This is a genomic window from Actinomadura sp. GTD37, assembly GCF_041951365.1.
Classification (GTDB): domain Bacteria; phylum Actinomycetota; class Actinomycetes; order Streptosporangiales; family Streptosporangiaceae; genus Spirillospora.
Genome location: NZ_JBGNUS010000001.1, coordinates 1,980,824 through 1,994,908, shown reverse-complemented (window position 1 = coordinate 1,994,908; position 14,085 = coordinate 1,980,824). Strand labels below are relative to the sequence as shown.

At 73.4% G+C, this 14,085-nt stretch carries 15 protein-coding genes; 7 read left to right on the top strand and 8 right to left on the bottom strand.

Annotated elements, in window-relative coordinates:
• The first annotated feature begins 51 nt into the window (after positions 1-51).
• A complete protein-coding gene (locus tag ACA511_RS09565; RefSeq protein WP_375023708.1) occupies positions 52-981 on the top strand; it encodes an ATP-binding cassette domain-containing protein in 930 nt (309 codons plus the stop codon).
• Positions 974-2,347 carry a hypothetical protein gene (locus tag ACA511_RS09560; RefSeq protein ID WP_375023707.1) on the top strand — a complete coding sequence of 458 codons (1,374 nt, stop codon included), beginning with the start codon at positions 974-976 and terminating at the stop codon, positions 2,345-2,347. Before ACA511_RS09565 ends, ACA511_RS09560 begins: the two co-directional genes overlap by 8 nt.
• A gap of 4 nt (positions 2,348-2,351) precedes the next feature.
• Here ACA511_RS09560 and ACA511_RS09555 read toward each other — a convergent pair whose 3' ends face one another.
• Positions 2,352-2,666, bottom strand: a complete 315-nt coding sequence (locus ACA511_RS09555) for a DUF3817 domain-containing protein (protein WP_375023706.1) — start codon at positions 2,664-2,666, stop codon at positions 2,352-2,354.
• A 130-nt stretch (positions 2,667-2,796) separates the two neighbouring features.
• Between ACA511_RS09555 and ACA511_RS09550 the strand changes: the two genes are divergently transcribed.
• The gene (locus ACA511_RS09550) at positions 2,797-3,492 is read left to right on the top strand and encodes a DUF4230 domain-containing protein (RefSeq protein ID WP_375023705.1); all 696 of its coding nucleotides are present in this window, start codon (positions 2,797-2,799) and stop codon (positions 3,490-3,492) included.
• Between the two features lie 158 nt (positions 3,493-3,650).
• Here the strand turns inward: ACA511_RS09550 and ACA511_RS09545 are convergent, their stop codons facing one another.
• Positions 3,651-4,850, bottom strand: coding sequence for an acetyl-CoA C-acetyltransferase (locus ACA511_RS09545; protein ID WP_375023704.1), 1,200 nt, complete (start codon positions 4,848-4,850; stop codon positions 3,651-3,653).
• Between the two features lie 108 nt (positions 4,851-4,958).
• Between ACA511_RS09545 and mce the strand changes: the two genes are divergently transcribed.
• The 3 genes from mce to ACA511_RS09530 all read left to right on the top strand — a co-directional run bounded on the left by mce (position 4,959) and on the right by ACA511_RS09530 (position 8,559).
• A complete protein-coding gene (mce, locus tag ACA511_RS09540) occupies positions 4,959-5,393 on the top strand; it encodes a methylmalonyl-CoA epimerase (protein ID WP_375023703.1) in 435 nt (144 codons plus the stop codon).
• A 329-nt stretch (positions 5,394-5,722) separates the two neighbouring features.
• On the top strand, positions 5,723-7,045 hold the full coding sequence (locus ACA511_RS09535; protein ID WP_375023702.1) for a DivIVA domain-containing protein: 1,323 nt from the start codon (positions 5,723-5,725) through the stop codon (positions 7,043-7,045).
• 92 nt (positions 7,046-7,137) lie between these two features.
• Complete coding sequence (locus tag ACA511_RS09530; RefSeq protein ID WP_375023701.1) at positions 7,138-8,559, top strand: AI-2E family transporter; 1,422 nt, start codon at positions 7,138-7,140, stop codon at positions 8,557-8,559.
• Positions 8,560-8,599: 40 nt separating this feature from the next.
• Here ACA511_RS09530 and ACA511_RS09525 read toward each other — a convergent pair whose 3' ends face one another.
• The 4 genes from ACA511_RS09525 to ACA511_RS09510 form a co-directional block, all read right to left on the bottom strand.
• Positions 8,600-9,391 (bottom strand): alpha/beta fold hydrolase, encoded by a 792-nt coding sequence (locus ACA511_RS09525; RefSeq protein WP_375023700.1) that lies wholly within the window; start codon positions 9,389-9,391, stop codon positions 8,600-8,602.
• Between the two features lie 64 nt (positions 9,392-9,455).
• The gene (locus tag ACA511_RS09520) at positions 9,456-10,178 is read right to left on the bottom strand and encodes an alpha/beta hydrolase (protein WP_375023699.1); all 723 of its coding nucleotides are present in this window, start codon (positions 10,176-10,178) and stop codon (positions 9,456-9,458) included.
• 8 nt (positions 10,179-10,186) lie between these two features.
• Positions 10,187-10,498, bottom strand: coding sequence for an ATP/GTP-binding protein (locus ACA511_RS09515; protein WP_375023698.1), 312 nt, complete (start codon positions 10,496-10,498; stop codon positions 10,187-10,189).
• A 57-nt stretch (positions 10,499-10,555) separates the two neighbouring features.
• A complete protein-coding gene (locus tag ACA511_RS09510) occupies positions 10,556-12,130 on the bottom strand; it encodes a 3-hydroxybutyryl-CoA dehydrogenase (RefSeq protein ID WP_375023697.1) in 1,575 nt (524 codons plus the stop codon).
• 55 nt (positions 12,131-12,185) lie between these two features.
• On the opposite strand from ACA511_RS09510, the gene ACA511_RS09505 reads away from it, so the two are divergent.
• Positions 12,186-13,169 carry an LLM class flavin-dependent oxidoreductase gene (locus ACA511_RS09505; protein WP_375023696.1) on the top strand — a complete coding sequence of 328 codons (984 nt, stop codon included), beginning with the start codon at positions 12,186-12,188 and terminating at the stop codon, positions 13,167-13,169.
• A 61-nt stretch (positions 13,170-13,230) separates the two neighbouring features.
• Here ACA511_RS09505 and ACA511_RS09500 read toward each other — a convergent pair whose 3' ends face one another.
• Positions 13,231-13,617 (bottom strand): SCO5389 family protein, encoded by a 387-nt coding sequence (locus tag ACA511_RS09500; RefSeq protein ID WP_375023695.1) that lies wholly within the window; start codon positions 13,615-13,617, stop codon positions 13,231-13,233.
• Between the two features lie 133 nt (positions 13,618-13,750).
• Entirely contained in the window at positions 13,751-13,942 is a 192-nt protein-coding gene (locus ACA511_RS09495) for a hypothetical protein (RefSeq protein ID WP_375023694.1), read from the bottom strand.
• Between the last annotated feature and the right edge of the window lie 143 nt (positions 13,943-14,085).

The following is a 14,085-nucleotide window of genomic DNA, read 5'->3' as shown; positions in this document are numbered from 1 at the left end:
CGGGGGGAAACACTTGTGATCGCGGAGCATTCCGTGATCGTGGCCCGAGGAATGGGTGTCCGCCGCGGGGGGCGGTGGCTCCTGCGCCCGGTGACCTTCGGCGTGCCCGAAGGCGTGGTCGGCCTGGCCGGTCCACCTGGTGCCGGTAAATCCACTCTGCTGGCCACGTTCGCGACCTTGCGCAGGCCGAATGCCGGCCTGCTGCGCATTCTCGGGCACGACATATCGAACGCCGCCGGGCTGCGGGCCGCGCGGGCCGGGATCGGCTACCTGCCGGCCCGGTTCTCCCGCGCCGAGAGCATGACGGCCGGCGAGTTCGTCGCCTACGCGGCGTACTACAAGCGGACGAGCGCGTCCGCGGCGCGCTCCATGCTGCGGCGGCTCGACGTCGCCGACGCCGCCGGGACGGAACTGGCGCTGCTGCCGCCGGACGTCCGGCTGCGCGCGGGCCTCGCCGCCGCCTGCGTCCACGAGCCGCGCGTGCTGCTCCTGGACGACCCGTTCGGCGAGCTGTGCGCCGCCGCCGAGCCGTGGCCCACCGGCGCGGCCGGTCCCGGCGCGCCCGCGCTGACCGGTGCGATGGCGGAGCTGATCCCGGTGCTGCGCGCGCTGGCGCCCGCGGTCGTCGTCACCGCCGACGCCACCGACACGCTGACCGGCTGGTGCGACCGCCTCGTCACGCTCGCCCGCGGGCGGCTGACCGAGCAGCCCACGCACTCGGCGGGCGCGCGGCGCGGCCGGTCCGCCGCCGACCGGCGCGGCGTGGGCGCCGGCGTGGGCGACCGCCGGGACGCGCCGCTGGACGCGGCCGCGCCGCCGCCGCGGCAGGCCGTCGACGCGAAGAGCCGCCCGCCCGCCAGGCCCGCGCTGCCGCGGCTGACGCTGCCGCGGCTGCCGCGGCTGCCGCAGCTGACGGGGCTGGCGGGGCCGGCCGGGCTGCGGGCGCGGCGGCCGCCCGCCGGGAGCGCCACCGGTGTCTGACCTCGGACGGGTGCTCCGGCTGGACGCCCGTCGCACGGCGCTGCTGGTCGCGGTGCCGGTCCTCACCGTGGTCGGGACGGCGGCGGCCCTCCCGGCCCTCTGCTTCTCGGTCGCGTACTGGGACAACACGGTCGTCGCGCTGGTCAACGCCGTCCGCTTCCTCGGGCCCGTCGCCGCCGCGCTGGCGGCGTGGGCGGCGGTCCGCGAGCGCCCGCTCGACTACCTGCGCGACCTCACCGCGCGCTCGCCCGCCACGGGCGTGCTGTTCGACCTCCTGCTGCTGTCCTCGGCGGCCCTGGCCTCCTATGCCGCGATCACGGCGCTCGTCGTCGCCGTCACGCTTGCGCAGGCGGAGTCGGGGCACCCGCACCCACTCGGCGTGATCGCGGGCGCGGGCGCGCTCGTCCTGCACATCGTCGTGGGCTACCTGACCGGACGCGTCGTCCCCCACCGCGCGACGGCGGCCCTGGCGTTCGGCGCGACGTCGATGTGGGCCGCCCTGCGCATCCCCGGCGTGTCGTGGTGGAGCCTGCTGCCCCCGGCCGCGTTCACCCGCATCGACCTGTTCACCGCCCTGCGCCCCCGGGTGTTCGCCGACCAGGTGCTCTGGACGGCCGGGCTGACGGCCGCGCTCATCCTCGGCTACGTGCTGTGGGCGACGCGCCGGTACCTGCTCGTCCTGCCGCTGGCCGCCGCGCTGGCCGCGACCGGCGGGGCCACAGTCGGCCTCCAGGGGTCGGGCAGCGGGACGGTCCGCGCCGCCCCCGCGCAGCCCGTGTGCCGGCAGTGGCCGGTGGTCATCTGCGTGCACCCCGCGCTGCGTGACGCGCTGCCCAGGCTGACCGCGGTGGTCGTCCCCCTCGCCGCACGGCTCAACGGCACGCCCGGCGCGTTCACGGAGGTGCGGCAGCGTCCGGCGTGGGCGCCGGTCTCGGTCGTGGACGGCGTCGCCTCCGTCCACCTCGACGAGAACCTCTCCCCCGGGTTCGCGGCGCAGGCGGCCCGGCAGATCGGCGACGCGCTCAAGGACTCCCGCACGTGCGCGGCGGACTCCTCGGACGGCTACCGGGCGCTGGTCGACGCGTGGCTGCTCGGCGACGATCCCCCGTCCATCGGCGACACCGGCGCGGCCCGCCGGTTCGCGTCCCTGACCGAGCAGCAGCGGCGCGCCTGGCTGCGGCGCCACTTCGTCGCGTACCGCACCTGCGGCCTCGGCCCCGGGGACTTCCGCCCGGCGCAGGCGAGGAGGCACCACGCGACGGACGAGGCGCGCCATTCCCGCGGCCGTACCGCGGGAGTCCCCTCGACGACGAGGGATTCCCTACGTGGCCGCGGCGGCCACCCCCAGCCTGCCGCGGCCACGTAGAGCTTCAGGCCCGTCCGGCCGGCTGCGGCTCGGCGGCGGGCGCGGCGGGCCGGGTCCAGTACCGCTCCACGAGGAACGGGGCCACCGGGAGGACGGCGGCGCCGAGGGCCAGGACCGTGCGCTTCAGGTCCCAGCCGAGCTGCTCGCGGACGAGGAGGACCAGGCCGACGTAGGCCATGAACAGGACTCCGTGCAGCGGCCCCATCACCTGGACGCCCACCGGCGCGTCGGCGCCGTACTTCAGCGGCATCGCGACCAGCAGCAGGAGCAGGAACGAGATCGCCTCCGCGACGGAGACGAGCCGGAAAACACGAATCATGTCCACGCCCCCGTCAACGGCCCGCCTTCACCGGGGGTTTCGGCGCGCCGTATGGCGTTGATCACATCGGCTCACGCCGACCTCACCGGCCCGCGAGGTACGAGCCCGGCATGCCGGGAATGTCATGGGCATGGCTCGCTCCGAACCGAAGACCGAAGCAGCACCCCCCAGGCCCCCCAGGCCCTCCCGGCGCGGTCTGCTCACCCCCGTCGTGCTGATCGTCGCGACCGTCGCGCTCGTCCTGGTGGCGCAGCAGGCACTGCGCGGGCTGCCGGGCTGGCTGAACCCGTTCGGCGTGGAGACCAAGGACCGCAGCGGGCCCGTCCTGCTGAAGTCCATCCGCGACCTGCACCGCTACGAGGCGGCGAGCGGCAACTTCCAGGTCGTCGTGGACCTGGAGAAGGACGCCAAGTTCCTGCCCGGCTCGCTGCGCGGCAAGCGCACGCTGTTCGTCGGCAACGGCAGCGTCGACGCCTACGTGGACTTCGCCGGGCTCGGCTCGGGCGCCGTCAAGGTCAACGAGGACCGCACGGCCGCGAGCATCACGCTCCCGCCCGCCCAGCTGGAGAAGACCAACCTCGACCCGAAGACGAGCTACGTCTACGCCACCGAGCGCGGCCTGCTCGACCGCTTCGGCGACTTCTTCAGCAGCAACCCCAACAACCAGCAGCAGCTCTACGTCCTGGCGTCCCAGAAGATCCAGACCGCCGCGCAGCAGAGCGGCCTGAAGGGACGCGCGGACGCGAACACGAAGTCGATGCTGGAGAACATGCTCAAGGCCCTCGGCTTCAAGACCGTCACCGTCCAGCAAGCCAACGCCCAGTAGGGCGCAGTGACCTCAGCCGCCGCCCCGGCCACGCGACGACCATCGCGATCGCGTCCGAAGGCAGTTTCGAGCCTGCGAGAAACTGATCGCGCAGCGAGCCGCTAGGCGGGTCGGATGCGATGCCAGCGATCGCCAGTGGTCCGACCGGTTCCGAGCCGCTAGGCGACGGTTCGGGGCGGAACACGCAGAATAAGCGCGTCGCCCTGCCCGCCGCCGCCGCAGAGGCCGGCGGCGCCGGTGCCGCCGCCGCGGCGCTTCAGCTCGTAGGCGAGGTGCAGCGCGATGCGGGCGCCGGACATGCCGACCGGGTGGCCGAGCGCGATGGCGCCGCCGTTGACGTTGACCTTCTCGGGGCCGACGCCGAGGTCGCGCATCGACTGGACGCCGACGGACGCGAACGCCTCGTTGATCTCGATGAGGTCGAGGTCGTCGACGGTCAGGCCCGCCTTGCCGAGGGCGTGCCGGATCGCGTTGGACGGCTGCGACTGGAGCGAGTTGTCGGGGCCGGCGACGTTGCCGTGCGCGCCGATCTCGGCGAGCCAGGCGAGGCCCAGCTCCTCGGCCTTGGCCTTGGACATCACGACGACCGCGGCGGCGCCGTCGGAGATCTGCGAGGACGAGCCGGCGGTGATCGTCCCGTCCTTGCTGAACGCGGGGCGCAGCCTGGCGAGGCTCTCGGCGGTGGTGTCGCCGCGGACGCCCTCGTCCTTGGCGAAGACGATCGGGTCGCCCTTGCGCTGCGGGATCTCGACCGGGGCGATCTCCTCGTCGAAGACGCCGTTCTTGATGGCGGCCGCGGCGCGCTGGTGGGAGCGGGCGGAGAACTCGTCCTGGTCTTCGCGGGAGATGCCGAGCCTGGCGTTGTGGTGCTCGGTCGACTCGCCCATGGCGATGCCGTCGAAGGCGTCGGTGAGGGCGTCGTAGGCCATGTGGTCGAGGACCTCGACCGAGCCGTACTTGTAGCCGCCGCGCGACTTCGGCAGCAGGTGCGGGGCCTGGGTCATCGACTCCATGCCGCCCGCCACGACGATCTCGAACTCGCCCGCCCGGATCAGCTGGTCGGCGAGCGCGATCGCGTCCAGCCCGGACAGGCACACCTTGTTGATCGTGATCGACGGGACGTCCATCGGGATGCCCGCCTTGACCGCCGCCTGCCGGGACGGGATCTGGCCCGCGCCCGCCTGGAGCACCTGGCCGAGGATCACGTACTGCACCTGGTCGCCGGCCACCCCGGCGCGCTCCAGCGCCGCCTTGATCGCGTGCGCTCCGAGCTCGGCCGCGGAGAAGTCCTTCAGCGAGCCCGTCAGGCGTCCGATGGGGGTGCGCGCACCTGCGACGATCACGGACGTAGCGGTCATGTTGGGGGCCCTCCAGATGGTGCTGCGGCGACGTTTGCCACCATACCCAGGGGAGCGCCGTCCGGTTCCGTTCGCCCCCGCCTGGCCGCCCTAGTAGGGAGAAAGCCCATGCTGACCCGTATCGACCACATCGGCATCGCCTGTCACGACCTGGAGGCGACGGTCGAGTTCTACAAGGCGACCTACGGCTTCACCGACGCGCACTTCGAGGTGAACGAGGAGCAGGGCGTGCGGGAGTGCATGCTCAAGATCAACGAGACGGGGGACGGCGCGGCGAGCTACCTGCAGCTGATCGAGCCGATCCGGGACGACTCGGCCGTCGCCAAGTGGCTGGCGAAGAACGGCGAGGGCGTCCACCACATCGCGTTCGGGACCGACGGGGACGTCGCGGGCGAGGCGGCCGGCATCGCGGGCAAGGGCGTGCGGGTGCTGTACGACGCGCCGCGGAACGGATCCATGGGATCCTTGATCAACTTTTTGCACCCGAAGGACTGCCACGGCGTGCTGACCGAGCTCGTGCAGAAGCGCCGCGACACGGAATGATCTTGTGGACCGCGCGCGGCACGGGCGCGATCGGATCGTGACGTGTTCGATATCACGATCACGGGCGGCGGCGCCTTGACCGCCGTCCTGTGACCGTTCAGACACATCTGGTGCATTTGCACCCCGGGCACCTGGGCACCCTTGACCCGTCCGAACACGGCAACAAACCGGACATTCCACGCAGCGCGTCAAGATGAGCCCCCAACACGGCAGTGTCCGGAGTACGCTTCATTCGCCGGAAGAGGTCCTGGGGCACTGCGCCGTTCATGCCAGGCGTTCAACCGGTCCCCGGAACCACCCGTAGCCCCGTCACATCAGGATTGAGCCACATGCAGTCCGACATCGACGCCCAGCTCAGCAACTTCTTTGAAGACACGCCCCCGCGCGAGTTCGACGTGGTGCTTCGCGGCTACGACCGGCACCAGGTCGACGAGCACATCAAGCAGCTCGACAACGAGGTGCGGCAGACCCGCGAGCAGACCCAGGCCCTGCAACGGGAGCTGTCGGACGCCCATCGTCAGCTGCAGGAGCAGGAACGTCCGACCTACTCCGGTCTCGGCGCCCGCATCGAGCAGCTGCTGCGGCTCGCCGAGGAGCAGGCGACCGAGCTGGTCCAGGCGGCCCGCTCCGAGGCCAACGAGATCAAGGCCGCGGCCAAGGTCGACGCCGCCGAGCAGCGCGCCACCGCCGAGAACGACGCCGCCGAACTGCGCGCCAACGCCCAGCGCGAGGGCGACGACATGCGCAACGCGGCCGAGCGCGAGGCCGAGGAGGTGCGCACCTCGGCCCACCGCGAGGCCGACGAGCTGACCTCGACGACCGAGCGCGAGGTCGCCAAGCTCCGCGCCACCGCCGACCACGAGGTCGCCGAGAAGCGGGCGAGCGCCGAGCGCGAGATCGCCAAGCTGCGCACCACGACCGAGCGCGAGGTCGCGCAGCTGCGCGCGTCCACCAAGCGCGAGCGCGACGAGATCCTCACCACGGCCAAGCGGCAGGCCGACGAGATGCGCGCGCAGGCCCAGCGCATCCTGGAGGAGAGCGAGGCCCAGCGCGCCCAGGCCGAGGCCGAGTTCGAGATCCAGCTGGCCGCCCGCCGCGAGGAGGCCGACCGGCAGGACGCCGAGCGGCACTCCGCCGCGCAGGCCGCCACCCAGAAGCTGGTCGCCGAGGCCGAGCAGCGCGCCGCGTCCGCCGAGCAGCGGGCCGGGAAGGCGACCCAGCAGGCCGAGCAGACGCGCCGCGAGGCCGACTCGCACGCCAAGCAGCTGATGGCCAACGCCCGCAAGAACTCCGACAACGTGATCGCCGAGGCGAAGTCGCAGGCCGAGCAGCTGCTCGCCGAGACCAAGTCCGAGGCCGACCGCGTCCGGACCAACGCGCAGCGCCAGGTCGACGAGCTCACCCGGCAGCGCGACAGCATCACCAGCCACCTCAACCAGCTGCGCCAGCTCATCGGCGGCGTCGCGCCGTCGATGGGCGGCGAGCCCGAGCTGGCCGCGCCCCCGGAGAAGGCCGCGATCCCGGCGGCGGAGCCGAAGCCGGCCCCGGCGCAGCCGAAGCAGCAGCAGCAGCCGGCCGCGAAGGCCGCGCCCGCCAAGCAGGCCCAGGCCCAGAAGTCCCAGGAGGACGACGAGGACTGGTGGCAGGAGTGAGTTCCTGAGATCGGCGTCGAGGAAAGCCTGGAGGCGGTGAACGCCTCTGGGCTTTCCTTCGTCTCAGCAGAGACATGAACGAGGAGAGCGGCGTGCCCGACGAGACCTCCCGCGAGGACGAGCCGGAGGCGGTACCCGGCCCGGAACGGCCCGCGGGCGACCCCGCGGTGCCCGCCCCCGCCCCCCCCCCCGACGACCACGAGCCCGCCAAGGACCGCGAGCCCGGCAAGGACCGCGAGCCGACCGACGACCGCGAGCCCGCGGACGACCGCGAGCCGGGCGGCGCGCGGGAGCCCGAGGAGGCGGACGAGCCCGTGGGCGAACGCGACCCGGCGACCGGCGCCCCGGTCACCCTTCCGGCGACGACGGCCGCCGAGCAGGCGCCGCCCGAGCCCGGCGCGCCCGACCCGGCGCACGACGTCGAGCAGCGCCGCCGCGAGGCGGGCGTCGACCAGCGGTTCCCGTTCGGCCGGCCGGGGCAGCCGCTCGGCCGCGCCCACCCGTTCGTCTTCGGGTTCACCGCCGCGCTCGGCGTCATCACCGCCTGGATGCTGGTGAAGACCGCCACGAACGCCAAGTCGGTGATCGTGATGATCGTCGTCGCGATGTTCCTCGCGGTCGGCCTCAACCCGGCGGTGGAGCGGCTGCGCAGGTTCGGGTTCCCGCGCGGCGCCGCGGTCGCCACGGTGTTCCTGCTGGTGATCCTGTTCTTCGCGGGATTCGTCGCGTCCCTCGTCCAGCCCGTGTCCGAGCAGGTCACCGAGCTGCGGCACAACATCCCCGAGTACGTCCAGCAGTTGCAGGAGAACAAGACCCTCGCCGAGTGGGACAAGCGCTACGGGCTGCTGGACCGCGCCCAGAAGGCGGTGTCCGGCGAGGACTTCCAGAAGACCCTCACCGACACCGCCACCGGCATCGGCAAGGTCGCGGTCAACGGCATCTTCCAGACGATCACGATCCTGATCCTGACGCTGTACTTCCTCAGCTCGCTGCCGCAGATCAAGACGTTCTTCTACCAGCTCGCGCCGCGCTCGCGGCGGGCCCGCGTCGCCCTGCTCGGCGACGAGATCCTCGACCGGATCGGCGGCTACGTCGCCGGGCAGTTCACGATCGCGTTCATCGCGGGCGTCACCTCGTACGTCTTCCTGTCGATCCTCGGGGTGAAGTACGCGCTCGCGCTGGCGCTGATCGTCGCGGTGACCGACCTGATACCGCTCATCGGCGCGACGATCGGCGCCGTGGTCGTGTGCCTGGTCGCGTTCCTCACCGGGACCACCACCGACCTCATCGTGTGCGTGATCTTCTATGTGGTCTACCAGCAGGTCGAGAACTACCTCGTCTACCCGCGCGTCATGAAGCGGACGGTCGACGTGCAGCCCGCGGTGACGATCGTCGCGGCGCTCGTCGGCGCGGCGCTGCTCGGCGTGGTCGGCGCGCTGCTCGCGATCCCGACGGCGGCGGCGATCTCGCTGCTCATCCGGGAGGTCGTCATGCCGCGCCAGGAAACGCTCTAGCCCAGCGGCCCAGCGGCCCAGCGGCCCAGCGCCTCGCGGCTCAGCGGCTGGTGCGGGCGAGGGCGGCGGCGAACTCCGCCACCGCCTGGTTGAACAGGTCCGGCTGCTCGACCGCGCACAGGTGCCCGGCGCGCGGGACGACCTGCAGTTCGGCGTTCGGCAGCGCGTCCGCCATGGCGCGGGCCTCGGCCTCGGTGGCGAGGGCGTCCTCGTCGCCGACCATGACGAGGGCGGGCGCCCGGAGGCCGCGGAGCGTGTCGAACGCGTCGGCGCGTCCGGCCATGGCGCGCTGCGCCCACGCGGCGGCGAGCGGCGGCGTCGCCTGGACGAGCCCGCGGACGCGTCCGTAGATCAGGGCACGCTGCCGGTAGGTGGTGGGCCCGACGAGGCCGGGCAGCACCTCGTCCACCAGGACCCGCGTGCTGCGGTCCTGTTCGAGCCGCTCGGCCTGCCGGAGCCGGTTCGCCCGGACGGGTTCGGTGTCGGCGGCGGCGCGGGTGGCGGCGAGGACGAGGCCGAGCACCAGGTCGGGGTGGCGGCGGCACAGCGCCATCGCCACGTATCCGCCCATGGACAGCCCGCCGACGACGGCGCGCCGGACGCCGAGGCGGCGGAACACGCGGGCGACGTCGTCGGCCATCGCCTCGACCGAGGGTTCGTCGTCGCCGAGCACCGAGCCGCCGAAGCCGCGCAGGTCGGGGGTGATGACGCGGAACCGGTTCGCGAGCCCCTCCCGCTGGGCCAGCCACATCGCCGAGGAGAGCGGGAACGCGTGCAGGAGGACGAGCGGCGTGCCGGAACCCACATCCCTGGCGTACAGCTGCACCGTCATTGGGCCATGGTCACCCGCGATCGGGTCCCGTGGGGCAGGAGTGGCCGCGATCGGCCGCGAGGGTTTATCTGTCCCGTTCGTCCCATTCAGTGGGCAGCGGGTAGGCGGCCGGCGCGACCCGCTTGACGATCTCGTTCAGGACGGTCCGGACGTACGGCTCGCCCACCCAGAGGTGCTTGGCGTTGTCCACCGCGACGACCTCGGCCTGCGGGACGCGTTTGAACCGCTCCCGCGCCTCCGCCGGACGCAGGTAGTCGTCGAACTCCGGCACGAGCGCCACGACGGGCCGCCCGTCGGCGGCCCACGCGTCCAGGTCGGCGTCCCCGGCCCGCTTCAGCGGCGGCGACAGCAGGATGGCGCCCTCGACCAGCGGGTCGCGGCCCCACTTCAGCGCCAGCTCGGTGCCGAACGACCAGCCGAGCAGCCACGGCCGCGGCAGGTCGTGGTACTCGGTGTACTCCAGCGCGGCGGCCACGTCGAACCGCTCGGTCTCGCCCTCGCCGAACTCGCCCTCGCTCGTGCCGCGCGCCGACGCCGTCCCGCGCGTGTTGAACCGCAGCACGGCCACGTCGGCGAGCGCGGGCAGCCGGTAGGACGCCTTGCGCAGGACGTGGCTGTCCATCATGCCCTCGGCCGTGGGCAGCGGGTGCAGGCAGACCAGCGTCGCGACCGGCGGCCGCTCCGGCGGCAGCGCCAGCTCCCCGACCAGCTCCAGGCCGTCCGAGGTGTGCAGCGTGATCTCCTCGCGCCGCGCCGGCAGCACCGAGGCCGCCCTGATCTCCGCCATGGGTCTCCTTAGTAACGGGGCGCGTTCCGGGACCGCTGGACGCGCGGGGTGCGGCGGGTGCGGGCCTGCCAGCACGGGCGGTGCCAGTGCCGCCGGCCGTCGCCGTCGTCGCCCGCCCGCCAGGCGACGACGTGCGGGACGCCGGGCGGGATCTCCTGGTCGCATCCGGGGCACCGGTACGCCTTGCCCGCGCCCGCCCCCGCGATCGACCGGACGATCCATTCGCCGTCCGGCCCCTCCTCGGTCTCCTGAGCCCACGACCCGCCCTCGCCCTTGGGGGGACGTCCGGAAACGGTACGGCGGTTCTTGCGGGGGCTCATGCTCCGAGGATATTCCTCGCTCGGAACTCGTTCTCCGAACGGTGGCGGGTGGGGACGTCAGCGCAGCGGGCTGCCCGCCGTCACATGCTCGACGAGCAGCGGGGTGGGGGCCAGGGCGGGTTCGCGCGTCTCGGCGTGCAGGGCGCGCAGGACGGCGACGGCGCGGGGCAGGCCGAGGCGGTCGAGGTCGGCGATCGGGCCGGTCGGGTAGCCGCAGCCGAGCGTCATCGCGGCGTCGATCGAGTCGGCGTCGGCGTATCCGGCGCCGAGCATGGCGGCGGCGTCGTTCAGGTACGGGAAGCGCAGGGCGTCCACGATGAACCCGGCGCGGTCGCGGCAGCGGACGGCGGTGAGGCCGAGGCGGGCGAGCAGCGCGGCGGCGCGGTCCGCGACGTCCGGGCCGGTCGCGACGGTGGCGGCGATCTCGGCGAGCGCGCCGGCCGGGTCGGGCAGGTGCAGCCCGACGACGTCGGCGGGACGTCCGGTGGCCATGGCCTGCTCGATCACCGAGCCGGCCACGGAGGTGACGGCGAGCACCGCGTCCGGCTTGGCGGCCTGCGCCGCGGCGGACAGCAGCGCGCGGGCGGCCTCGGCGTCCTCCGCGGCCTCGATCACCACGTCGCAGCCGGCGAGGTCGGCGGCGGAGTCGCGGACCGGGGCGCCCGCGCGGTCGCAGAGCGCGGCGAGCGCGTCGGCGAGCGGGCCGACGCCGACGATGCCGACGACGGGCGCCGGCCCGTCCTCCGCCGGCTCCGGCTCGGCGGTCCCGGACGCGTCGTAGGAGTAGAAGCCGCGGCCGGTCTTGCGGCCGAGCAGCCCGGCGGTGACGAGTTCGCGCAGCACCGGGGAGGCGGCGTGGCGGCGGTCGCGCGACTCGGCGTAGATCGCGTCCAGCACCTCCAGGCAGGTGTCGAGGCCGATCAGGTCCATGAGGGTGAACGGGCCCATCGGCAGGCCGGCGCCCGCCTTCATCGCGGCGTCGACGTCGTCGCGGGTGGCGTGCCCGGACTCCAGCATCCCGGCGGCCTGGTTCAGGTAGCCGAACAGCAGCCGGTTGGCGACGAACCCGGCGCGGTCGCCGATCGTGACGGGGGTCTTGCCGAGGCTCCGCACGAGACCGGCGACGCGCGCCACGGCGTCCGGCTCGGTCAGCACGGTCGCGATGACCTCGACCAGCTTCATCACCGGAGCCGGGTTGAAGAAGTGCACGCCGACGATCTTGGTGGGACGGCCGGTGGTGACCGCGATGTCGGTGACCGACAGCGACGAGGTGTTGGTGGCGAGGACGGCGTCGTCCCGGCAGACCCGGTCCAGCTCGGCGAACACGGTGCGCTTCAGGTCGAGGCGCTCGGGGACGGCCTCGACGACGAGGTCGCAGTCGCCGAGGTCGGCGAAGTCGGTCGACAGGGCGACCCGGCCGAGGATCTCGCGCCGCGCGTCCTCGGTGAGCCTGCCGCGCTTGACGGCCCGTCCGGTCGAGCCCTCCAGGTGCCCGCGGCCGCGCTCCAGCGCGTCCTCGTTCACCTCGATGCCGACGACCTGGAGGCCGCCGCGCGCCAGCACCTCGGCGATGCCCGCGCCCATCGTGCCCAGTCCGACGACCCCGACCCTGCTGAACGAACCCTCAGTCATGATTGGCAGTCTTGCAGAGGGCGCCGGTCCCCCCGATGGCGGGTACGACGGGGACGTGCGCCTAGGAATCTTCCTCCTCACGACCCAGTACCCGGGCCAGGACGCCGCGGCGGCGCTGTCCCGTACCGTCGAGGCCGCCGTCGCCGCCGAGCGCGCCGGGTTCGACGACGTCTGGCTGGCCGAGCACCACTTCATGTCGTACGGGGTCGTCCCGTCGGCGACGCTTCTGGCGGGGCACGTGCTGGCCGTCACCGAGCGGATCCGCGTCGGGACGGCGGTGAGCGTCCTCTCCACCCGCCATCCGGTGGCGCTGGCCGAGGAGGCGGCGATGCTGTCGCTCCTGTCCGGCGGCCGTTTCCAGCTGGGCGTGGGACGCGGCGGGCCGTGGCGCGACCTGGAGGTGTTCGGCACCGGTCTGCCCCGCTACGAGCACGGCTTCGCCGAGTCGCTGGACCTGCTCCTTACCTGGCTGGGCGCTGACCGTGTCTCCTGGGAGGGGGAACTCTTCCGGTTCCGTGAGGTGCCCGTCGTGCCGCGCGTGCCCGTCCCGCCGCCGGTGACGGTCGCGTGCACGTCCCCGGAGACCGAGGCGCTGGCCGCCGAGCGCGGCCTGCCGATGCTGCTCGGCATGCACGTGGACGCCGCCGAGAAGGCCGCCGCCGTCGCCCGGCACGGCCGACCCGGCCTTCCGCACGTCTCCGCCCACGTCGCCCAGGTCGCCGGCACGCGGGAAGAGGCCGTCGCGACCCTGATGGACGAGATGCCGCGCTGGCTCGGCCCCGGCCTGGACGGGTACGTCGCCGTGGACGACCGTCCGCGCCCGTCCCCCGACCCCGTCGGCTACACGCGCCGCATGTGCGACATCCATCCCGTCGGCTCACCGGACGACTGCGTCGAATCCCTCGCGACCACGGTCGAGCGCACGGGCATCAGGCATCTGATCCTGCTGGTGGAAGCCGCCGGCTCCCGCGAAGCCGCCCTGGAGAACATCGCCCGCCTGGGCGCCGACGTCCTGCCCAAGCTCCGCGCCGCCACTTGACCTCCGGACATGCGGGCGCGGCGCGCCGGAGGGACCGGCACGCCGCGCATGGGAAGGCGGGTCAGCAGTCGCGGAGTTCGGGAGACTGGTTGAGGATCTGTTCGCGGGGGGTCACGAACGTCCGGTGGGCCGCGGAGTCGCCGGCCGGGAAGACGGCGACGCGGTGGCAGTTCTGGAAGGCCAGCTTCACCCCGAAGTAGCGCTCCAGCGTGTCGCGCATGGCGTCGCTCGCGAGGACGCGGAGCAGCTGGCCGCGGGCCTGCTCGTCCGGCGGCGGGGTGAGGTTGTCGGCGAAGTCTCCGCCGTCCACCTGGAGCCGGGCCACCAGGCCGCTGATCATGTCCCACGCGTACGGGAGGGACGTCCTGATGCACTCGACGAAGGCCGCGTCGCCGACCTCGCCCTTCTGCGCCGTCTCGAGCAGTTCCGGAGTCACGTCGAGAGACATGTGCGGGGGTCCTTTCGCCGATGGAGGATGAACACCCACCCGCCGACGCTAATCACGGTGTCCGGAGAATTCCAGGGGTTGACAAAGGTTTTCATTTCGCTATGGGCCGGCCCCCGCGGGGCGGGGGCCGGCGTCATCGCGCCGGCTGCGCTCCGTGCCGGCGCGGGGTCCGGGCGACCCGCCGGGCGGCGTACCGCTCGGCGCGCTCGGCCCAGAACTCGCGGGCCCGGCGCGCCATCCGGGCGTCCCGCTCGGCCCCGGCGCGCGACCGCAGCTCGCGGCTCCGCTCGCTCATGATCGACTGCATGATGTCGTGGTGGTACACGGTTTCTCCCCCGGTGTTCCGGGCCGCTCGGCACGGCCCGACATAGAAGAGACTCGTCCTAAGGGGCCCGTCCCGGCATCGGCAGCACGCCTTATCTGTCCGGGCTCGGCGCCTTAGACGCGGCCGGCGCCGGACGTCCGGCA

Coding starts and splice junctions, on each gene's coding strand:
- ACA511_RS09520 (WP_375023699.1), bottom strand. CDS start 10,178: ATGGCGGAGATCAGGGCGGCCTCGGTGCTGCCGGCGCGGCGCGAGGAG.
- ACA511_RS09515 (WP_375023698.1), bottom strand. CDS start 10,498: ATGAGCCCCCGCAAGAACCGCCGTACCGTTTCCGGACGTCCCCCCAAG.
- ACA511_RS09555 (WP_375023706.1), bottom strand. CDS start 2,666: ATGATTCGTGTTTTCCGGCTCGTCTCCGTCGCGGAGGCGATCTCGTTC.
- ACA511_RS09510 (WP_375023697.1), bottom strand. CDS start 12,130: ATGACTGAGGGTTCGTTCAGCAGGGTCGGGGTCGTCGGACTGGGCACG.
- ACA511_RS09565 (WP_375023708.1), top strand. CDS start 52: ATGGGTGTCCGCCGCGGGGGGCGGTGGCTCCTGCGCCCGGTGACCTTC.
- ACA511_RS09500 (WP_375023695.1), bottom strand. CDS start 13,617: ATGTCTCTCGACGTGACTCCGGAACTGCTCGAGACGGCGCAGAAGGGC.
- ACA511_RS09545 (WP_375023704.1), bottom strand. CDS start 4,850: ATGACCGCTACGTCCGTGATCGTCGCAGGTGCGCGCACCCCCATCGGA.
- ACA511_RS09550 (WP_375023705.1), top strand. CDS start 2,797: ATGGCTCGCTCCGAACCGAAGACCGAAGCAGCACCCCCCAGGCCCCCC.
- ACA511_RS09525 (WP_375023700.1), bottom strand. CDS start 9,391: ATGACGGTGCAGCTGTACGCCAGGGATGTGGGTTCCGGCACGCCGCTC.
- ACA511_RS09535 (WP_375023702.1), top strand. CDS start 5,723: ATGCAGTCCGACATCGACGCCCAGCTCAGCAACTTCTTTGAAGACACG.
- mce (WP_375023703.1), top strand. CDS start 4,959: ATGCTGACCCGTATCGACCACATCGGCATCGCCTGTCACGACCTGGAG.